The organism is Nocardia sp. NPDC058176 (assembly GCF_042883805.1).
Classification (GTDB): domain Bacteria; phylum Actinomycetota; class Actinomycetes; order Mycobacteriales; family Mycobacteriaceae; genus Nocardia.
Genome location: NZ_JBHVVA010000012.1, coordinates 1 through 18,798, shown reverse-complemented (window position 1 = coordinate 18,798; position 18,798 = coordinate 1). Strand labels below are relative to the sequence as shown.

The following is an 18,798-nucleotide window of genomic DNA, read 5'->3' as shown; positions in this document are numbered from 1 at the left end:
AGCGCTCCTTCGTCGTCTCGGTGAACCCACGACGAAGGAGCCATCATGGAACCGCGCTTCAACCTCTTCGCCAACCCCGTCTCCGCCAGCTTCACCAAGCGGCTGGTCATGGCGAGCAAGGTGCTCGAGGACTCGACCCTGCCCAAGGCCACCTACGAGCTGGTCAAGATCCGCGCCTCGCAGATCAACGGCTGCGGCTACTGCACTGACATGCACACCAAGGACGCCGCCCACGCGGGTGAGTCGGCGGTGCGGATCAACCTGGTCGCCGCCTGGCACGAGGCCACGGTCTACACCGAGGCCGAGCGTGCCGCCCTCGCGCTCACCGAGGAGGCCACCCGCGCCGCCGACGGCGGCCACGTCAGCGACGACACCTGGGACCGGGTCCGCAAGCACTACGACGACGACCAGATCGCCGCGCTGATCGGTGCCATCGCGATGATCAACGCCTGGAACCGCCTCAACGCCATCGCCCGGACCCCAGCGGGTGACTACGTCCCTGGTCAGTGGGGCTGAGCGAACAGGTGCCCGTGTTCTGCCGCCCGGTACGCGAAGGTGCGTGCGGGGCGGCCGGGCACCTGTGCCACGGGCGGGCCCGGTCGAGAAGTTCTCGCCGGTCGCGGGTGTGACGGTCCGCACTTCCGGCGAGGGAGCAAGGGTCCGCGGCGATTCACCGGTGGTACAGTCCCTGACATGCAGCGCGCATATTTCTGGTTTAGCGACCCGGCCCTGGGTGGGCCGGTCTGCGACCCTGCGCGCTGACTTCCTCCACCCCGAGCCGGACTACTTGACCGGCTCGACGGGTAGCGAATTCCGTGGGTCGGCCTTCTACCGAAAAGGACCCACACATGACCACCGCAGCCGATGTCGACTCGCGGCATTCCGATCTCGATGATCAGCGCACCCTCAGCGTGAGCCCCCTGCGCTCGCCCGCCGAGGTCCGCCTGGTCCACCAGATCACCGACGATCTCGCCGAGACCGTGCGTTCCGGCCGCAAAGCCACCGTCGACGTGCTCAACGGCGACGACGACCGCCTCATGGTGATCGTCGGCCCGTGCTCGGTCCACGACCCGGTCGCCGCGCTGGACTACGCCCGCAAGCTGGCCGCCAAGGCCGAGGAACTGGGCGACCGGCTGCACGTGGTGATGCGCGTGTACTTCGAGAAGCCGCGCACCACGCTGGGCTGGAAGGGCCTGATCAACGATCCGCACCTGGACGGCTCCTTCGACGTCAACACCGGCCTCGGCATCGGCCGCAAGGTGCTCGTCGACATCACCGCCCTCGGCCTGCCCGTGGCGTGTGAGTTCCTCGACCCGATCACCCCGCAGTACATCGCGGACCTGGTCTCCTACGGTGCGATCGGTGCCCGCACCGCCGCCAGCCAGGTGCACCGCCAGCTGTCCTCGGCGCTGTCGATGCCGGTCGGCATCAAGAACGGCACCGACGGTGACGTGCAGGTCGCGGTCGACGGTGTGCGCGCCGCCGCCGCCAGCCACGTCTTCCCCGGCACCGACCTCGACGGCCGCTCCGCGCTGATCCGCACCTCGGGCAACCCCGACTGCCACGTCATCCTGCGCGGCGGCAGCAACGGCACCAACTACGACGCCGCCTCGGTCGCCGAGGCCAAGCTGCGCCTGGAGAAGTCGTCGCTGGCCCAGCGCGTCGTCGTCGACGCCAGCCACGGCAACTCCAACAAGGACCACAACCGTCAGGTCGACGTGGTCACCGACATCGCCGACCGCCTCGCCGCGGGCGAACAGGGCGTCGTCGGCGTGATGCTGGAGTCCTTCCTCGTCGCGGGCCGCCAGGACCTCACCCTCGGCAAGTCCGACGAACTCACCTACGGCCAGTCCATCACCGACGCCTGCATCGACTGGGAAACCACCGCCACCCAGCTCGACCGCCTGGCCGACGCGGTGGCCGCGCGCCGCGCCTGATCTGCTTCGAGACACGCCCTGGAACCTGGTGTTCCAGGGCGTTTTTCGGTTCAGAACATGCCGTGCGGAATCCGGTCGGCGGCGGGGACGGGCTGGACGACGTCCCAGTGCTCGACGATCCGGCCGTCCTCGAACCGCCAGATGTCGACGACGGCGAGGCTGTCCGTCGAGTCGCGCGGGGTCATCCGGTAGTGCACGACGACGAGGTCGTCTTCGGCGATGATTCGTCGGAGGTCCAGCTGCGCTCCGGTGACCGGGGCGGTGCCGATGAAGTCGAGGAAAGCGTCTCGCCCACTGGGGTTTCCGGGGCTGTGTTCGAGGAAGTCCTCGTGCAGGAGGGTGCGGAGTACGTCGATCTCGCCCGCGGCGAAGCGGCGGAAGCCGTCGAGGACGAGCTGCTTGTTGGTCGTTTCCATGGGGTGACCGTCGCGGATGCGGGCGGCGCTGTCGATTACCCGCCGCGTAATGGCGGCCGGGGTGCGCGCGGCGCAGACTCGGGGAATGAGCCACGATCGCCCCGTCGGGGAACTGCTGCGCGACTGGCGTCGGCGCAGCGGGCTGAGTCAGCTGGATCTGGCGATCGCGGCGGAGGTGTCGGCCCGGCACCTCAGTTTCGTCGAGACGGGACGGACGACGCCGAGCAGCGCGATGGTCCTGCACCTGGCCGACCGGCTCGCGGTGCCGCTGCGCGAACGCAACCGGCTGCTCGTCGCCGCCGGGCACGCGCCGGTGTTCGGCGGGCAACCGCTGGACGAGCCGGATTCGGCGCGGGCGCGCGAGACCGTCCAGCAGGTGTTGCTGGCGCACGAACCGTATCCGGCGCTCGCGGTGGATCGTCGCTGGAACCTGGTCCTGGCCAACCAGGCGGTCGAGGTCTTCCTCGACGGTGCGGATCCGGAACTGGTCCGGCCGCCGATCAACATGATGCGGTTGGGGCTGCACCCGGACGGTATGGCACCCCGGCTGCGCAACCTGGCACAGGTCCGTTCGTATCTGCTGCCCAGGCTCGCGCACCAGGCCGCGCGCACCGGTGATCCGCAGCTGCACGCGCTGTACGAGGAGCTCGTCGCGTTCGGCCCCGAGCCGGCACCGGGACCGCCGGATCCCGCCGAGGCCGCTCTGGTCATCCAGGTCTCGTTTCGCGAAGCCGAACTTCGCTTCGTCAACACGGTCACCACGCTGGGCGCCGCCTTCGACGCCGCACTGGACGAGATCGCCATCGAGGCCTATCTGCCCGCCGACCTCGCGACCCGCCGGTACTTCCGCACTGATCGATGACATTCGATCGCGCCGATCCCGGCATTGCCTATGAGCCGGGACTTCCGCACAGATGAGCGACCGCACTGGCGGTCTCGGCGAATCTGCACACGCCGCCGCTGCACCGCGCGTTCCTCAACACCGCTTCGCGGCGCAGTGCCGCGCGCTCGTGGCGGACCTCCCAGTGGCGACCGGGCAGGATCGCCCGTGGTTCAGCGGGAGGCGGCCCGGGTCGACGACGAGCCGGCGGGCCGACGAGAGCCGCGGGTCGGACCGACGCGGGTGCGTCGGAGGCCGGTGCCACACTGGTGGGCGATGAAACTGCCTGAACTCCCTGATCTGCCGGTCCGGTCCGCACTGGCCGAAATCGTCGCCACGCTGGACGATCGCGGGGTCGCGGTGCTCGTCGCGCCGCCGGGAACGGGGAAGACGACGCTGGTGCCGCTCGCGGTGGCGGCCGGTTCGGCGGGGCGGGTCGTGGTGGCCGAGCCACGGCGATTGGCCGCACGGGCCGCGGCGGCGCGGATGGCCTCGCTGCTGGGCGAACGGGTCGGGGAGACCGTCGGGTACTCCGTGCGCGGGGACCGGAAGGTGAGTCCGCGCACGCGGATCGAAGTGGTGACCTCCGGCCTGCTGGTCCGGCGGCTCCAGCAGGACCCGGAGCTGTCCGGGGTCGACACCGTCATGCTCGACGAATGCCACGAGCGTCACCTGGACGCCGACCTCCTGCTGGCACTGCTCCTCGACGCCCGCGCGGGCCTGCGCCCGGACCTGCGCGTCCTGGCCACCTCGGCGACGGTCGCCGCGGACCGCCTCGCGGAGCTGCTGGGTGCGGGATCGGCGACCGATCCGGTCGCGGCGTCGTTCGGGGAGGGGCTGGACGCGGGGGCGGTGGCATCGCGGGGTGCGGGACCGGGTACGACGGCGACCGGTCGGGTGGCGGAAGTGCCCGGCGGGAAGCCGGGTGGGACGGAGAGCGGGCCGGTGGCCGCATCGACTGGCGGCGAGGTGGGCGTGACCGGGGAGGTCTCATCATCCTCTGGTGTGGTGCGAACCGATTCCGGTGAGGGGGCCGTGGTGGTGGCGACCGGGGGGCTGGGCTCGGAGCGTGCGCCGGTGCTCGAGGTGCGCGGGCGGACCTATCCGGTGGAGATCGGGTATCTGCCCGCGCTGCCACGGGAGCGGATCGAAGGGCAGGTGGCTCGGGCGACTCGGCACGCGCTGTCGGCCGGGGAGGGTGACGTGCTGGTCTTTCTGCCGGGCGTCGGCGAGATCAACCGCACCGCGGGGCTGCTCCGTGATCTCGACGACGTCGATGTGGTCGTGTTGCACGGCAGGCTCGGCAGCGGCACACAGGACCTGGCGTTGCGTCCCGGTGCGCGCCGCCGCGTCGTATTGTCCACGGCGGTGGCCGAATCCAGCCTGACCGTTCCCGGCGTGCGCGCGGTCGTCGACTCCGGCCTGTCCCGGGTGCCCCGCATCGACCACCGTCGCGGCCTCTCCGGCCTTGCGACAGTGCGGGTTTCGGCCGCGGTCGCCGAACAGCGCGCGGGTCGCGCGGGCCGTGAGGCCCCCGGTCAGGCCTGGCGCTGCTGGCCCGAATACGAACACCACACCCTGCCCGCCTATCCCGAACCCGAGATCCGCACCGCCGAATTGACCCGCCTCGCCTTGGAATTGGCGTGCTGGGGCACCCCCGACGGTTCCGCCCTCGCCTGGTGGGACGCCCCACCCGAAGGCCCGCTGACCGTCGCCCGCACCACCCTGCACACCCTCGGCGCCCTCGACTCCACCGGCGCCATCACCCCTCGCGGCCGAGCCATGGCCGCCCTCGGCCTGCACCCCCGCCTGGCCCGTGCCCTCCTCGACGGCGCCACCCACGTCGGCCCGAAAGCCGCCGCCGAAATGGTGGTCCTGATGGACGACGACTCCCTCACCACCGCCACCGACGCGACATCCGCCCTCCGCACCCTCCGCACCGAACGCCCACCCCGTTGGACCAAGGAGGTCCAACGCCTGACCCGCCTCGTCACCGAACACCTCGCATCGACAACCCCCACTACGTCACAACCGCCCAGCCGCCCAAAGCCCCCGGAACACGAACCTTCGAACGCACCACACGACGCCACGAACCGAGGTCTGTATACGGATGGGAATACCGCCGCGGGCGTCATGAACCGTGGTCCAGGTGCGACCGCGGACACTGCCGCCGCGGCGCGTGGTGCGGGGTCCGGAGGGGCGGGTACGGCGGGGGACACTGCCGCGCTGTTGATCGGCTTAGCGCAGCCGGAGCGGTTGGCGCGGAGGCGGGCGGCGGGGTCGTCGACCTATCTCATGGCGGGGGGAACCGCAGTGACCTTGCCCGCGGGTTCCGGACTGGCCGCGGCGGAATGGCTGGCGGTGGCGGTGGCGGATCGCGATCCGGGGCGGGCCGAGGGGCGAATCCGGTTGGCTGCCATTGCCGATGAGGATCTGGCGAGGGAGGTCGCGCCGGGGTTGGTGACGCAGGTCGACGAGGTGCGTTGGGACAGTGGCGATGTGGTCGCCCGCCGGGTGGAGCGATTCGGTGCGATCACGCTGTCGGAAAAGCCACTGCGCGAACCGGATCGGGCACTGCTCGCCGACGCGGTGCGGCAGGGGCTGCGCACCGACGGCCTGGATCTGCTGCGCTGGAACGACGACGCCCGCACCTTGCGGCACCGTCTCGACTTCCTCCACCGCACCCTCGGCGCACCATGGCCCGCCGTCGATGACACCGCCCTGCTCGCCGATCTCGACACCTGGCTCGGCCCCGAACTGTCCACCGCCCGTCGCCGATCCGACCTCGCCCGCGTCGACGCGGGCACCGCACTCCGCCGCCTGCTCCCCTGGCCCGAAGCCGCCCGCCTCGACGAGCTCGCCCCCGAGCGCCTGGAGGTGCCCTCAGGCAGCCGCATCCGCCTCGACTACTCCGCCGACCAGCCGATCCTCGCCGTCAAGGTCCAGGAGATCCTCGGCTGGACCGAGCCACCCACCCTCGCCGACGGCCGCGCCCACCTCGTCCTGCACCTGCTCTCCCCGGCCCAACGCCCCGTCGCCGTCACCGCCGACCTCCCCTCCTTCTGGCGCACCGGCTGGCCCCAGGTCCGCGCCGACCTCCGCGGCCGCTACCCCAAACACGCCTGGCCCGAAGACCCCACCACGGTCGTCCCCCACCGAGGCACCGCCCGCCGAGCCCAGCGGGACAAATGATCACCACGCTGGGGCGTAAGCACCGCCGAGCAACCACCTCCACCACACCGCTGTAACCGTTCGCCCGGCCAGCCTTCCCGCCCGCGGTTGGCTGGCCGAATGACGACCAGACTCTGACGCACACATCGCCCTGGCGCCACCCCCATCGCAGCGGATCACTCGTCCGGTCGCCCTCTCCATCCCCTCAGCTGGACGAGTGATCACCACGCTCTGGTGCAAGGATCGCCCGAGTAGCCCCCGCCACCACGGCGTGGTGATCACTCGTCCAAGTCGACTGGACCGGTGATCACCAGGCTGTGGTGTGAGTATCAGCCGAGTAGCCGACGCCACTACTGCCTGGTGATCGCACGTCCAGGTCGCCAGCAGCCCGGCCGGGTCGAGTTCGGCCCGTGCACCGCACCCCGCGTCGACGCGATCGAGGTGCCCGCGGGCACCGATCTGCTCATCGGCGGACGGGTCGAGGCGGGGATCTTCGGGCGTTAGGCGGCGCGGGCGGCGATGAGGTCGCCCGCGGCGGTGAGGGTGGGGCGGAAGCCGGCGGTGGCGAGGTGGTGGGTGAGTTCGGCGGGGGTGGGTTTGGGGCTGGTGGAGGGGGCGGTGGGGGCGCCGTAGCCGTAGCCGAGCCAGACGCGGCCGGTGGGGGAGAGACAGTCGCGGATCAGGTTCCATTCGGCGTGGGCCGGTTTGGTCCAGAAGACGTTGACGTTCACCGCGAAGATCAGGTCGAACCCATCGGTGCTGCGATCGAGTTCGGCCAGCAGCCGATCCGGTCGGATCGAGCCGATCGCGCCTTCGACGAGACGGACCCGGCCCCTGGCGATCTCGTCGGCGTATCGGGCGCGAGCACGAGCCAGCGCCGCGGCGGAGCGGTCGAGGCCGACGACGCGCCCGGTCCCGAGGCGGCCCGCCACTCGTCCGAGCGAAGAACTGGTCCCCGGTCCCAGCTCGAGCACCTGCTCACCCGGCCGCACCCCCATGAGGTCGGCCAGCCAATCGAACCGCGCGTCATCGGCCATCAGCGGCATCCCCTCTCGCGCGAGAGGTCCCACCTCGCGCACCCGATCGCTCACCCATCAGCCCATCGTCGCACCGCACCGTCGGGTCCAGGGGCAACCTGACGTGCGGCGGGTCGAGCAGTCGTCGTCGCTTGGAGCGCGTCGTGCCCGGGTGTGGACCGTCGTGCCCAGGTCGGTGTCGGCGTGCCCAGGTCTGGGGCGTTCCGAGGCTGGTGTTGGCGGGCTGGGTCAGGGGTGTTCTGGTTGGGCTGGTGTCCGGCGGCTCAGGGATGGGTTGGGTGTTCGGGCCAGTCGACCGGTCCCGGCGGGTCGGTGGGGAGGCGGGCGGCGTGCCATTCGTCGACGCGGACGCCGCGCTGGACGCCGCCGGAGCGGGCCAGACCCTCGTACCGGAAGCCGTTGCGGCGGACGACGGCGGCGGAGGGGTGGTTGCCGACGATCGCGCGCCAGCCGATGCGGTCCAGCGCGAGCCCGTCGGCGGCGAAGCCGAAGTCGCAGACCAGCGCGACGGCACGCGACATCAGGCCGCGGCCGCGATGGTCGGGGGTGAGCCAGAAGCCGATCTCGCCGGCGCCCGCGCCGCGCCCGGTCAGGCCGATCATGCCCTCGACCCGGCCGTTCTCGACCGTGCGAATCGCCCAGGTCGGCGAGCCGCTCGCCCAGCCCGGCGCCATCACCTTGTCGAGGAACTCCTCGGCGTCGGACCGGTGATACGGCGCGGGGATGGTCGTCCAGCGCTGCACCTCGGGGTCCTGGCAGCACTCGACGATGCGGTCGATGTCGGCGCCGGTCGGGCGGGTGAGCCAGACCGTGCCGTCGGTGAGCGTGTGCTCGTACATCCGGCCATCCTGGCAGTCGACGCCCGGATTCTCAGCAGGTTTTTCGGTCCGTAGGATCGGCGGCGATGGTTTCCCCGTTTCTCGCCGATCTGTTCGAATCGCATCGAGCCCATTTGCTTTCGGTCGCCTACCGGCTCACCGGAAGCGTCGGCGACGCCGAGGACGCCGTGCAGGAGAGCTGGCTGCGCATGGCCGGGGTGCACCAGTCCGAGATCGAGGACCTGCGCGCCTGGCTCACCACGGTGGTCGGCCGGATCTGCCTCGACCATCTGCGCAGCGCGGCCGTGCGCCGGGAAACCTATGTGGGGCAGTGGCTTCCGGAGCCGATCGTCAGCGCCGCCGCACCCTCACGCACCCCCGACCCGCTGGATGTGGTGGTGCGCAACCAGGACAGCCGGATGGCGGCGATGGTGGTGCTCGACGCGCTCACCCCGCAGCAGCGGGTCGCGCTGGTCCTGCACGACGGACTGTCGGTGCCCTTCGGCGAGATCGCCGAGATCCTCGGCGTCACCGCCGATGCCGCGCGCCAGTTGGCCGTGCGCGCCCGCAAGACGGCGGCCCGTGCGCCGGAACCGGTGGGCGACGAGGTGCACGACGCGGCGGTCCGGCGATTCCTCGCGGCACTGGCCACCGGCGATGTCGCCGCGGTGGCGGCGACCCTGCATCCGGACGCCACGTTCACCGCCGACGCGGGCGGGTCGACCAAGACCGCGCTCAATGTCGTTGCGGGAGCGGAGAAGATCGCGCGACTGGCGCTGGGACTGTGGCGTACGCACGAGCGGGACCAGGCGCTGGAGCTGGGATTCGCGGTGGTCAACGGGCAGTCGGGGCTGGTGCTCACCGATCCGAATTCGCCCTTCGGGCGGCCGGTGCGCGTGCTCGGGTTCGCGGTCAAGGACGGAAAGATCTGGGCGACTTACGATTTCGCCAATGTGCTGAAACTGTCGGGCGCGCGGTTGCGGTGACCCGCATCGGACCGGACCCGCGCGATCCGGTCCGATGCGCTGGGGGTCTACGGGTAGGTGGACCCCCAATTGTGGTTTCCGGTCGACGATCCCAGATCGAAATCGCCGGTCGAGGAACCCATGTTGTTGTCCGGTGTCGCCGAACCGGTGAAGTAGTCGACGATCGGGTTGGCGAACAGGTGTTCCTGGATGAACCGCAGGGCCGAACCGGCGACCTCCGACGCGGCCGGTTGGGCGATGAAATCGAGCAGAGGTGAGGCCACAGAGCCCCCCTTTCGAGATACCACCACGCTGTGGTGTGTGAGGTAGAACACGGCGAGGCTAGCTGAGGTTGGGTCACCGCACAATAGCCCAGGTCAACTGGGCAAAACGTTTGTGAAACATAGGTGTTCGCTATCGTTCGGCAACGTCGGTGAAAAGTGGGATACGCTGCGGGGATGTCGCCTGTGCCGCCCACCGTCGCCCGTCTGCGCCCGTTCGGATCGACCATCTTCGCCGAGATGACCGAGCTGGCAGTCCGCCACGACGCGGTGAATCTGGGACAGGGATTTCCCGATACCGATGGACCGGCGGGCATGCTCGAGGTCGCCCGCGCGGCGATCGCCGACGGTTTCAACCAGTACCCACCCGGCCGCGGCGTGCCCGCGCTGCGCCAGGCGATCGCCGACGACCGGGCCCGGCGCTACGGCACCGCCTACGACCCGGCCACCGAGGTACTGGTCACCGTCGGCGCCACCGAGGCGATCAGCGCCACCCTGCTCGGCCTGGTCGAGCCGGGGCAGGAGGTGGTGCTCATCGAGCCGTACTACGACTCCTATGCCGCCGCCGTCGCGCTCGCGGGTGCGCAGCGGCGTACCGCGCGCCTGGTGCCCGACGATGATCGCTTCGTACTCGACCTGGACAGTCTGCGCGCCGCCATCACCCCGAAAACCCGGATGCTGGTGCTCAATTCACCGCACAACCCCACCGGCGCCGTCCTCGATCGCGCCGATCTCACCGCCATCGCCGACCTCGTTCGTGAGCACGATCTGCTGGTGCTGGCCGACGAGGTGTACGAGCACCTCGTCTACGACGGCGCCGAACACATCAGCATCTCCACGCTGCCCGGCATGCGTGAGCGCACCATCGTAGTGTCCAGTGCGGCAAAGACTTTCAATGTCACCGGCTGGAAGATCGGCTGGGCTTGCGCGCCCGCCCCGCTGCTCGACGGGGTACTCGCGGCCAAGCAGTTCCTCACCTTCGTCGGCGGCGGTCCATTCCAGCCCGCCGTCGCCCACGCGATCACTCACGAGCACAACTGGATTCGAGACCTGCGCGCCAGTCTCTCCGACAAGCGCCTGCGCCTCTCATCCGCGTTGCGAGACACCGGTTTCGGCGTCGCCGCCAGCTCCGGCGGCTACTTCGTCTGCGCCGACATCCGCCCACTCGGCGCCGAGGACGGCATGGCGTTCTGCCGCGAACTCCCCGCCCGCCTCGGTGTCGCCGCGGTACCGGTCAGCGTCTTCGCCGACCACGCCGACGACTGGAAACACCTGGTGCGCTTCACCTTCAGCAAGCGCGACGAAACCATCGACGAGGGCGTCCGCCGCCTCCGCGCGGGAATCACGGTGCGCTGACCCGATGTCGCCCGCCTGTTCGGACGCCTGATCACCAGGCGCTCAGGGAAGTGCCGGCCGCGAAGCAACGTCCCCAGTGGTTGGCGATCAATGTGGTTGGCGATCAATCGCCCAGGGCCGGCGGCGGTGAACGACTGACACCGCCTGGCCGACCCGGTGCGGCCGAAATCGCGGCCGCCGAAGCGCGCAGGCCGCCGCTGCGGTGAGGTCGGCGAGGCGAAAGGGCGGCGCAGCGGATCGTCAGTCGCGGGCGTGGCGGGCGAGGGGGGCGTGCCACTGGTAGTGGCGGGCGAGGAGGCGGAAGCCGATGGCGCCCGCGGCGGCGAGCATGCCGGTCCAGGCACGGTACAGGTCGAAGTGGAGCAGGGTGGCGGTGGCGGCGGCGCCGAAGAGGGCGGGGATGGCGTAGAGGTCTTGATCGGGGCGCAGGACGAAGGGCACTTCGCCGGTGAGGACGTCGCGCAGGACGCCGCCGCCGATGGCGGTGGTCATGCCGAGCAGCGCTGCGGTTGGGGCGGCGAGGCCGGCGTTGTAGGCGATCACCGTGCCGGTGACGCAGAACAGGCCGAGCCCGATGGCGTCGGCGACCTCGAGCGGCCCTTTGGTGAGGCGGCGCGAGGGCGCGATGAAATAGAGGACGAGCGCGGTGATCAATGCCGCGTACAGGTAGGTCAGATTCGTGAACGCCGCCGGTGGTGTGCGCCCGATCAACAGATCGCGCACGATGCCCCCGCCGAGCGCCGTCGCGCACGCCAGCACCGCCATCCCGAACAAATCCAGCCGCTTGCGCACCGCGGCCAGCGCCCCCGCGGCCGCGAAGGCGATCACCCCCATCAACTCCCCGCTGCGATGCACCGCCGCCACTGCCGACTCCAGCCCCGCCACCGAGGGCCCGGCCACGACCGCCGTCGTGTCCAGTCCCGCCAGCAACGGTCCAGCCGCGGCCACCGCCATCAATACCGCACCACTCACGGCCCACTCCTTGTCGCCCGAAGTCCCGATGCAGCGTGACATGCGAACCCATTGCCGTCCCACACCCACACCGCGCGTCGCTCACCGCGCCAGCCGACCCCCGAATCGCGTGGACAGATCAGCCAATGGCGGCGCCGGTAGCGGCCGGGCACCGTGTGCGTCGAGCCCCGCCGCGGGATCTTCCCTCGCGGCTCCACGACGAGCCCACGCTCCGCCACGAGCCCATGCTCCGCTACGCACTCAAACGGTGCGCGGGTATTGCTGCGGCACGCACGGGCGTTCGCCGACCTGGACGGATGATCACCAGGCTGTGGTGCAGGAGGCCACTCGGGCGATGCTCACACCAGAGCCTGGTGATCGACTGTCCAGGTCAGGCGGGGACGGGGCGGGTGCGGTCGGTGGCGACCAGGACGGCGATGGTGCCGAGGGCGGTGCCCATGAGGTAGCGCTGGGTGCGGAGCCAGAGGGGGCGGGCGGTGAGGAAGGCGGCCAGGCCCGCGGCGCCGAGGACGATGAGGGCGTTGACGGTGAGGGCGACCACGATCTGGACCGCTCCCAGCGACAGGCTCTGCAACCAGAGCGCGCCCACCGCCGGGTCGACGAACTGGGGGATCAGCGCCATGTACATGATCGCGATCTTGGGATTGAGCAGGTTGGTGACGAAGCCCATGGTGAACAGTCGCCGCGCCGGGTCGTGCGGCAGTTCGGCAGGCGCGAACACCGAGATCCCGCCCGGCCGGATCGCCTGCCAGGCCAGCCACAGCAGATACGCCGCCCCCGCCAGCTTCACCGCCGTGTACAGCCCCGGCACCACCGCGAACACCGCCGTGATCCCCACGGTCGCCGCCATGAGATACACCCCGAACCCGGCCGCGACCCCGGCGAGAGACACCATCCCGGCCCGACGCCCCTGCGCGACGGTCCGAGACACCAGATACATCATGTTCGGCCCCGGCGTCAGCACCATGCCGAGCGCCGCCGCACCAACCCCGAGAACCGCCGTTGTCTGAAGCACCTACCGAGCCTGCCCCGCCCACCCACACCGTGTCGCGGTCCAGTCGACACCTGCTGGACCCCCGTCCGACTCGGTCGCCGCAGCCACCACAGCCACCGCCACCGGCTACAGCCGCCAGCCACGCTGCCTCGACGACGCGGTCGCCGCGGATTCTCGCCAGCTCCGGTAGTGACCGATATCGCTTGCCCACTCCCTCTTCCCCCAGGTCATGTCGGTCCCGATCCGTACAATCGAACAAGGCCGCCCACCAACCCCAAGGGCAACCACAGCAGCCACCCTCCCCGCAAAACGCACCAACCACGTTTTCGGCCGCCCCGGATCCGAGGGGCGAGACGTAACGGCGAAGCCGCAGTATCGCCCCTCGGATTCGGGGTTACGAGGCCGAAAACCCGCGGCGCCAGCCGCCAAAAATACAGGAGCAAGGTGTGACCGACGGTCCATTGATCGTGCAGAGCGACAAGACCCTGCTGCTCGAGGTCGACCACGAGCTGGCAGGTAACGCGCGCCAGGCCATCGCGCCGTTCGCGGAGCTGGAGCGCGCGCCCGAGCACGTGCACACCTACCGCATCACCCCGCTCGCGCTGTGGAACGCCCGCGCGGCGGGCCATGACGCCGAGCAGGTCGTCGACGCGCTGGTGAACTTCTCTCGCTACGCCGTGCCGCAGCCGCTGCTGGTCGACATCGTCGACACGATGGGCCGCTACGGCCGCCTGCAGCTGGTCAAGCATCCCGCGCACGGCCTGTGCCTGGTGAGCCTGGACCGCGCGGTGCTCGAAGAAGTGCTGCGGCACAAGAAGATCGCGCCGATGCTTGGCGCCCGCATCGATGACGACACGGTGATCGTGCACCCGTCCGAGCGCGGCCACATCAAGCAGATGCTGTTGAAGATCGGCTGGCCCGCCGAGGACCTGGCCGGCTACGTCGACGGTGAGGCCCATGACATCGGCCTGGACTACTCCGAGGGCAAATGGCACCTGCGCGACTACCAGGAGATGGCCACCGACTCGTTCTGGGCGGGCGGTTCGGGCGTGGTGGTGCTGCCGTGTGGCGCGGGCAAGACGATGGTCGGCGCCGCCGCGATGGCCAAGGCCAAGGCCACCACGCTGATCCTGGTCACCAACACGGTGGCGGGCAGGCAGTGGCGGCGCGAGCTGCTGGCGCGCACCACCCTGACCGAGGACGAGATCGGCGAGTACTCCGGCGAGCGCAAGGAGATCCGCCCGGTCACCATCGCCACCTATCAGGTGATCACCCGCAAGTCGAAGGGTGAGTACAAGCACCTCGAACTGTTCGACAGCCGCGACTGGGGCCTGGTGATCTACGACGAGGTGCACCTGCTGCCCGCACCGGTCTTCCGGATGACCGCCGATCTGCAGTCCCGTCGCCGCCTCGGCCTCACCGCCACCCTGGTTCGCGAGGACGGCCGCGAGGGTGACGTGTTCTCGCTGATCGGTCCCAAGCGCTACGACGCGCCGTGGAAGGACATCGAGGCGCAGGGCTGGATCGCCCCCGCCGACTGCGTCGAGGTCAGGGTGACGCTCACCGACGCCGAACGCATGGCCTACGCCACCGCCGAGCCGGAGGAGCGCTACAAACTGTGCTCCACCGCGCGCACCAAGATCCCGGTGGTCGAGTCCATCCTGGCCCGTCACCCGGGCGCGCCGACCCTGGTGATCGGTGCCTACCTCGACCAGCTCGAGGAACTCGGCATCGACCTGAACGCCCCCGTGATCACCGGCGCCACGAAGAACCGGGAGCGTGAGGCGCTGTTCGACGCGTTCCGTTCCGGGGAGATCCCGGTGCTGGTGGTGAGCAAGGTGGCCAACTTCTCCATCGATCTGCCGGAAGCCTCGGTGGCGGTGCAGGTTTCGGGCACTTTCGGGTCGCGGCAGGAGGAGGCCCAGCGCCTCGGCCGGCTCCTGCGCCCGAAACAGGATGGGGGACAGGCGCATTTCTACTCGGTGGTCGCGCGCGACACCCTCGACGCCGAGTACGCCGCGCATCGTCAGCGCTTCCTCGCCGAGCAGGGGTACGCCTACCGCATCACCGATGCCGACGATCTGCTCGGCCCGCCCATCGGCGACGGGGGCGTGAGCGGCGCGTAGCACTGATCGCCAGGTCGAATGGGGGTAGCGTGCGATGTGCGAACCCCTCGGCAGATAAGTGGAGGCAATCCCTCCGCAACTTGTGCTAGGAAGGACAGCGTGCGCCGTTTCGAATTCGTGGTCGACCGTGAGCACGCGCACGCGGTCAACGAGACGTTCACCGGGTTGCGCCGGATGCGCGTGGTCGCCCTGCTCGTGGCCGGGCTCGCTGTCGCGGCCACGGCCGCGCTGCTGTGGAGTGGCCAGGCGTGGGGGTATCTGCTGGCCGTCGTCTGTGTGCTCGTCGCGGCCATCGCGCTGTGGGTCGCCCTGTGGACGCCGCATCGCTCCAGCATCGAAAAGCTCTACCACGAGGGCGCTCTGGTGCCTGCCGTGGTCACCGACACCGGGCCCGACGGCTTCATCCTGCTCGCCCTGGTCGACATCGCCGAACCCGCCGCGCCCACCCGCAGTTGGGCGCTGATCACCCGCCGGGTGCGCGCGCTGCCCGGCCACGCGCCGCAACGCGGCGAACGCGTGCCCGCCGTCGCCGTGCGCACCGATCGCGCTCCGCGCCAGGTCGGCGAACGCTGGCAGCTGGTGACCGCGATGCCCATCGCCTGGGGCACCCGCGACAGCGCGGTGATCGAGCGGGCCCGCGGCGCCATCACCGACATCGAATGGCGGCTGCTCACCGAGAATCTCACCCTGGCCACCCGGGTGCGCCGCACGGCCACCAAGCGCCTGCTGCTCGACCCGCAGCAGCTGCCCGACGACCTGGGCTGAGGCCGCCGCCGCGCGACTGCGACGATGGTCGGGTCAGCGAGGCCGTCCCGGCGAAAGGTGTCATCGACATGCGTTGGTCGGCTGTGCTGTGCGCGGTGTTCGCGACACTGGCGTTGAATGCCCCGCCCGCGGTGGCGGATCCGGCGCTGATCGGCGCCTCCGGCCTCGGCGATCCCTACTATCCGGCCGACGGCAACGGCGGCTACGACGTGCTCCACTACGACCTCACGATCGACTACGAGCCGCCCACCCACCACCTGCGCGGCACCGCCCGCATCGACGCCACCGCCACCCAGCCACTGGCCCAGTTCAACCTCGACTACCGCGGGCCCGAGGTGCTGATGGTGACCGTCAACGGCCAGCCCGCGGGCTTCACCCGCGACGGCGAGCAGGAACTGGTCGTCACCCCGCTGCTGCCGCTGCCGCCCGGCCTGCCGATGCGGATCGTCGTCGACTACGCCGGGCAGACCGCCGACACCGAGGGCGAGGGCTGGACCTGGGCGCCCAGCGGCGGCGCGTTCGCGGTCGGTCAGCCGCACAGCGCCAGCACCTGGTACCCACTCAACGACACTCCGCTGGACAAGGCGACCTTCACGCTGCACGCGCGGGTGCCCGCCGACTGGGAGGTGATGTCCACCGGCGAGCGCACCGAGCACGCGGTGCGCGAGGGCCACCTGCACACGACATGGGAGACCCGCCAGCCCGTCATCGGCTACCTGACCACCGTCGCGATCGACCACTTCACCTTCCTGGAACAGCGCAGGGCCGACGGCACCCCGGTACTGAGCGCCTTCGCGCCGGGCGCGGAGGACAAACGCGAGGACGAGCAGCGCTTGCCCGAGATCCTCGACTTCCTCGAAAACCTGTACGGGCCTTACCCGTTCGACGTCGCCGGTGGCATCTACGTCGACACGAAGATCCCGTTCTCCCTGGAAACCCAGACCCGCCCCGTCTACGCGCCGTGGGTCGACCTCAACACCGTGGTGCACGAACTGGCCCACCAGTGGTGGGGTGACACCGTCTCGGTGCGGCAGTGGTCCGACATCTGCCTCAACGAATGCCTCGCGAGCTACACCGCCGACTTCCTCTGGCCGGAGCGGGTCGAGGGCGCCGATGTCGACACCGAATACCGCGAGCAGATCGCGAAATACCGTGACGAGGACGGCTTCTGGGATGTCGCCCTCGCCAGTCCCGGCGTCGGCAACGAGTTCACCTCCGTCTACTACCGCGGTCCGCTGTTCCTGCACGCGCTGCGCAAGCTCATCGGCGAGGACGTGTTCTTCACGGCCCTGCGCGATTTCGTGGCCGACCATCGCGACGGCCATGCCTCGATGCCGGAGTTCCGGGAGTTCCTGCAGAGCCGAACCTCCCTGCCGCTCAACGACTTCCTGGCCGAATGGCTCGACACCACGACCGCGCCACGGGAGGACTTCCTGTTCCCCGGCACCCTGCGTCCCTGAGCGTCAGTCCTCGTCGAGACGGGCGCGTGCCCGATCCGCCCAGCGCTGCATGCGCTCGAATTGGCTTCGGGCGGCGGTGGATTCGCCACGTGCGCGATGCTCCGCGGTGCGGGCGAAATGGCGTTGCTGTTCGGCATGTTCGAGTTCGGTGCGCAATTCGGCGATGCGGGACTCGATCTCGTCGAGATCGGACTTCGCCTGGCGTGCTGCGGATTCGGCGTCGTCGCGGGCGGAACGGGCGGCGTCGAGGGCGGATTCGGCATCGGCGAGTTCCTGCTGGGCCTCGGCACGCCGGGTGGCCACGATGTCCTCCGGCGAGGGAGCGGGGCGGCGGCTCGCCCGCTTGGCCGGTGCGCTCGTCTTGCCGCCGGTGATGGCGACCAGTCCCGCCGGGCCGAAGCCGTCATAGGTCAGTGCGGTCGGCAGGACACCGGCGCGCACCTGATCGGCGACCTCGGGATCGGCGAGGGCGGCGGTCAGGGTCTGGCCGACCTCGCGCAGCACCTGTTCACTCGCCGGTCGATCGTGTTCGGCGGCCAGCTCACCCGCCCGCTTGGTCATCGCGTTGACCACCTGCTGACGTTGATTGCCCAGCGTGCGCAACTTGTCGCCGGAGAGCTGGCGCTGCGCCGAACGCAGCGCGTCGCCCAGATCCAGCAGCGCCGCGATCTCGCTCGGCGCGTGCCGGGCCAGCAGGTTCACCGTCCAGGCCGCGATCGTCGGCTTGCGCAACGCGGTGATGGCCTCGGCCAGCGCGCGGTCGCCCTCGGCCCTGGCGGCGGCGGCCCGTTCGGTGCGGGTCGACACGAAGACGCCGGGGTCGAGGCCGTACAGCTCGCCTGCGACATCGTCGAGTGTCATCGGTGTAGATGGTAGCCAGGCGACGGTCCGAGCACGAGCGATGTGGACTTGGGTATCGTCACCGGCGGTCATGTTCGCCTGAACTGTTCGGTGAGTGAGGTTTTCAGTGAAGTACCCAGGAAAGCGACTGCTGGCACGGCTCGTGTTCGCCCCCGTGGCAGCGGTCGCGCTGGTCGGGGCGGTCGTCGCGTGCTCGTCGACGGATGATTCCGCCGCCGGCGACACGGTCGCGGTGGGGTCCTGCGTCGAGGTCACCGACAACGCGGTCGACGCGATGACCGCGACGCTCGGCGACTGCTCGTCGGCCACCGCCAACTACCGGATCGTGCGCACCGGCGCCGCCCCGCTGACCTGCGCCGCCGACAACGCGACCTTCAACGGCACGGTCGGCACCACCGAGACCGGCCTGTGCCTGGCGCCCAACTTCGCCCAGGGCAGCTGCTACGCCGACGCGGGCGCGCGCCCGGCGACCGCCATCGACTGCACGGCGCCGGAGGCGACGTTCAAGGTGGTCAAGCGGATCGACGGGGAGACCGACGAGCTGCTGTGCGATACGGACGCCACCCAGTTCCGGACGGTGCCGGAGCCGAAGACGACCTTCTGCTTGGCCAAGCCGTAGAGGCTGGTTCGGTGTTTACACGCCAGGGCTGTGAACGCTGTGTTTATTGGAGCGCTGGCGCGCTCGAGTCGCGGCCCCGAGGGGCCGCCGGTTAGGCACCGCGGCTTGCTCCTTCGTCGCGTACGCCGCGGCGGCGAACC

18 protein-coding genes are annotated in these 18,798 nt (G+C 70.3%); 11 read left to right on the top strand and 7 right to left on the bottom strand.

All coding sequences use genetic code 11. The features are described 5' to 3' along the window. The first annotated feature begins 45 nt into the window (after positions 1–45). Both ACFVVM_RS33175 and ACFVVM_RS33170 read left to right on the top strand, forming a co-directional pair. A complete protein-coding gene (locus tag ACFVVM_RS33175) occupies positions 46–516 on the top strand; it encodes a carboxymuconolactone decarboxylase family protein (RefSeq protein WP_387626426.1) in 471 nt (156 codons plus the stop codon). Between the two features lie 332 nt (positions 517–848). Then, positions 849–1,937 (top strand): 3-deoxy-7-phosphoheptulonate synthase, encoded by a 1,089-nt coding sequence (locus tag ACFVVM_RS33170; protein ID WP_387626424.1) that lies wholly within the window; start codon positions 849–851, stop codon positions 1,935–1,937. A 50-nt stretch (positions 1,938–1,987) separates the two neighbouring features. On the opposite strand, the gene ACFVVM_RS33165 is transcribed toward ACFVVM_RS33170, so the two are convergent. Continuing rightward, positions 1,988–2,353 (bottom strand): nuclear transport factor 2 family protein, encoded by a 366-nt coding sequence (locus tag ACFVVM_RS33165; RefSeq protein ID WP_387626422.1) that lies wholly within the window; start codon positions 2,351–2,353, stop codon positions 1,988–1,990. Between the two features lie 85 nt (positions 2,354–2,438). On the opposite strand from ACFVVM_RS33165, the gene ACFVVM_RS33160 reads away from it, so the two are divergent. The 3 genes from ACFVVM_RS33160 (at position 2,439) to ACFVVM_RS33150 (ending at position 6,908) form a co-directional block, all read left to right on the top strand. After that, complete coding sequence (locus tag ACFVVM_RS33160) at positions 2,439–3,215, top strand: helix-turn-helix domain-containing protein (RefSeq protein ID WP_387626420.1); 777 nt, start codon at positions 2,439–2,441, stop codon at positions 3,213–3,215. 294 nt (positions 3,216–3,509) lie between these two features. Continuing rightward, positions 3,510–6,425, top strand: a complete 2,916-nt coding sequence (locus tag ACFVVM_RS33155; protein WP_387626418.1) for an ATP-dependent RNA helicase — start codon at positions 3,510–3,512, stop codon at positions 6,423–6,425. Positions 6,426–6,764: 339 nt separating this feature from the next. Then, positions 6,765–6,908 (top strand): hypothetical protein, encoded by a 144-nt coding sequence (locus ACFVVM_RS33150; protein ID WP_387626416.1) that lies wholly within the window; start codon positions 6,765–6,767, stop codon positions 6,906–6,908. Here ACFVVM_RS33150 and ACFVVM_RS33145 read toward each other — a convergent pair. Both ACFVVM_RS33145 and ACFVVM_RS33140 read right to left on the bottom strand, forming a co-directional pair. Then, positions 6,905–7,441: a class I SAM-dependent methyltransferase gene (locus ACFVVM_RS33145; protein WP_387626414.1), complete on the bottom strand. Its 537-nt coding sequence runs from the start codon at positions 7,439–7,441 to the stop codon at positions 6,905–6,907. The genes ACFVVM_RS33150 and ACFVVM_RS33145 overlap by 4 nt on opposite strands. Positions 7,442–7,704: 263 nt before the next feature. Then, positions 7,705–8,280, bottom strand: coding sequence for a GNAT family N-acetyltransferase (locus tag ACFVVM_RS33140; protein WP_387626412.1), 576 nt, complete (start codon positions 8,278–8,280; stop codon positions 7,705–7,707). A gap of 65 nt (positions 8,281–8,345) precedes the next feature. Here ACFVVM_RS33140 and sigJ point away from each other — a divergent pair, with 65 nt between their 5' ends. Next, positions 8,346–9,245: an RNA polymerase sigma factor SigJ gene (gene sigJ / locus ACFVVM_RS33135; RefSeq protein WP_387626410.1), complete on the top strand. Its 900-nt coding sequence runs from the start codon at positions 8,346–8,348 to the stop codon at positions 9,243–9,245. A gap of 47 nt (positions 9,246–9,292) precedes the next feature. Here the strand turns inward: sigJ and ACFVVM_RS33130 are convergent, their stop codons facing one another. Further along, positions 9,293–9,508 (bottom strand): hypothetical protein, encoded by a 216-nt coding sequence (locus ACFVVM_RS33130; protein WP_387626408.1) that lies wholly within the window; start codon positions 9,506–9,508, stop codon positions 9,293–9,295. Positions 9,509–9,682: 174 nt separating this feature from the next. On the opposite strand from ACFVVM_RS33130, the gene ACFVVM_RS33125 reads away from it, so the two are divergent. Next, positions 9,683–10,861 carry a pyridoxal phosphate-dependent aminotransferase gene (locus tag ACFVVM_RS33125; protein ID WP_387626406.1) on the top strand — a complete coding sequence of 393 codons (1,179 nt, stop codon included), beginning with the start codon at positions 9,683–9,685 and terminating at the stop codon, positions 10,859–10,861. A gap of 240 nt (positions 10,862–11,101) precedes the next feature. Here ACFVVM_RS33125 and ACFVVM_RS33120 read toward each other — a convergent pair whose 3' ends face one another. Continuing rightward, positions 11,102–11,695, bottom strand: coding sequence for a trimeric intracellular cation channel family protein (locus ACFVVM_RS33120; RefSeq protein ID WP_387626555.1), 594 nt, complete (start codon positions 11,693–11,695; stop codon positions 11,102–11,104). A 508-nt stretch (positions 11,696–12,203) separates the two neighbouring features. Beyond that, a complete protein-coding gene (locus ACFVVM_RS33115) occupies positions 12,204–12,800 on the bottom strand; it encodes a LysE family translocator (protein WP_387626553.1) in 597 nt (198 codons plus the stop codon). A gap of 473 nt (positions 12,801–13,273) precedes the next feature. Between ACFVVM_RS33115 and ACFVVM_RS33110 the strand changes: the two genes are divergently transcribed. The 3 genes from ACFVVM_RS33110 to ACFVVM_RS33100 all read left to right on the top strand — a co-directional run bounded on the left by ACFVVM_RS33110 (position 13,274) and on the right by ACFVVM_RS33100 (position 17,178). Beyond that, the gene (locus ACFVVM_RS33110; RefSeq protein WP_387626404.1) at positions 13,274–14,953 is read left to right on the top strand and encodes a DNA repair helicase XPB; all 1,680 of its coding nucleotides are present in this window, start codon (positions 13,274–13,276) and stop codon (positions 14,951–14,953) included. Positions 14,954–15,052: 99 nt separating this feature from the next. Beyond that, positions 15,053–15,718 carry a DUF3239 domain-containing protein gene (locus ACFVVM_RS33105; protein ID WP_387626403.1) on the top strand — a complete coding sequence of 222 codons (666 nt, stop codon included), beginning with the start codon at positions 15,053–15,055 and terminating at the stop codon, positions 15,716–15,718. A 68-nt stretch (positions 15,719–15,786) separates the two neighbouring features. Then, positions 15,787–17,178, top strand: a complete 1,392-nt coding sequence (locus tag ACFVVM_RS33100) for a M1 family metallopeptidase (protein ID WP_387626401.1) — start codon at positions 15,787–15,789, stop codon at positions 17,176–17,178. 3 nt (positions 17,179–17,181) lie between these two features. Here ACFVVM_RS33100 and ACFVVM_RS33095 read toward each other — a convergent pair whose 3' ends face one another. Beyond that, positions 17,182–18,039 (bottom strand): hypothetical protein, encoded by an 858-nt coding sequence (locus tag ACFVVM_RS33095; protein ID WP_387626399.1) that lies wholly within the window; start codon positions 18,037–18,039, stop codon positions 17,182–17,184. Positions 18,040–18,145: 106 nt separating this feature from the next. On the opposite strand from ACFVVM_RS33095, the gene ACFVVM_RS33090 reads away from it, so the two are divergent. Beyond that, positions 18,146–18,658, top strand: coding sequence for a hypothetical protein (locus ACFVVM_RS33090; RefSeq protein ID WP_387626396.1), 513 nt, complete (start codon positions 18,146–18,148; stop codon positions 18,656–18,658). The last annotated feature ends 140 nt before the right edge of the window (positions 18,659–18,798 follow it).

What these genes read in the sequence shown, in the direction of transcription:
- ACFVVM_RS33100 (WP_387626401.1), top strand. Translation starts at nt 15,787, where the DNA reads ATGCGTTGGTCGGCTGTGCTGTGCGCGGTGTTCGCGACACTGGCGTTG.
- ACFVVM_RS33120 (WP_387626555.1), bottom strand. Translation starts at nt 11,695, where the DNA reads ATGGGGGTGATCGCCTTCGCGGCCGCGGGGGCGCTGGCCGCGGTGCGC.
- ACFVVM_RS33170 (WP_387626424.1), top strand. Translation starts at nt 849, where the DNA reads ATGACCACCGCAGCCGATGTCGACTCGCGGCATTCCGATCTCGATGAT.
- ACFVVM_RS33095 (WP_387626399.1), bottom strand. Translation starts at nt 18,039, where the DNA reads ATGACACTCGACGATGTCGCAGGCGAGCTGTACGGCCTCGACCCCGGC.
- ACFVVM_RS33155 (WP_387626418.1), top strand. Translation starts at nt 3,510, where the DNA reads ATGAAACTGCCTGAACTCCCTGATCTGCCGGTCCGGTCCGCACTGGCC.
- sigJ (WP_387626410.1), top strand. Translation starts at nt 8,346, where the DNA reads ATGGTTTCCCCGTTTCTCGCCGATCTGTTCGAATCGCATCGAGCCCAT.
- ACFVVM_RS33165 (WP_387626422.1), bottom strand. Translation starts at nt 2,353, where the DNA reads ATGGAAACGACCAACAAGCAGCTCGTCCTCGACGGCTTCCGCCGCTTC.
- ACFVVM_RS33175 (WP_387626426.1), top strand. Translation starts at nt 46, where the DNA reads ATGGAACCGCGCTTCAACCTCTTCGCCAACCCCGTCTCCGCCAGCTTC.
- ACFVVM_RS33145 (WP_387626414.1), bottom strand. Translation starts at nt 7,441, where the DNA reads ATGGCCGATGACGCGCGGTTCGATTGGCTGGCCGACCTCATGGGGGTG.
- ACFVVM_RS33115 (WP_387626553.1), bottom strand. Translation starts at nt 12,800, where the DNA reads ATGGTGCTGACGCCGGGGCCGAACATGATGTATCTGGTGTCTCGGACC.
- ACFVVM_RS33125 (WP_387626406.1), top strand. Translation starts at nt 9,683, where the DNA reads ATGTCGCCTGTGCCGCCCACCGTCGCCCGTCTGCGCCCGTTCGGATCG.
- ACFVVM_RS33160 (WP_387626420.1), top strand. Translation starts at nt 2,439, where the DNA reads ATGAGCCACGATCGCCCCGTCGGGGAACTGCTGCGCGACTGGCGTCGG.
- ACFVVM_RS33140 (WP_387626412.1), bottom strand. Translation starts at nt 8,280, where the DNA reads ATGTACGAGCACACGCTCACCGACGGCACGGTCTGGCTCACCCGCCCG.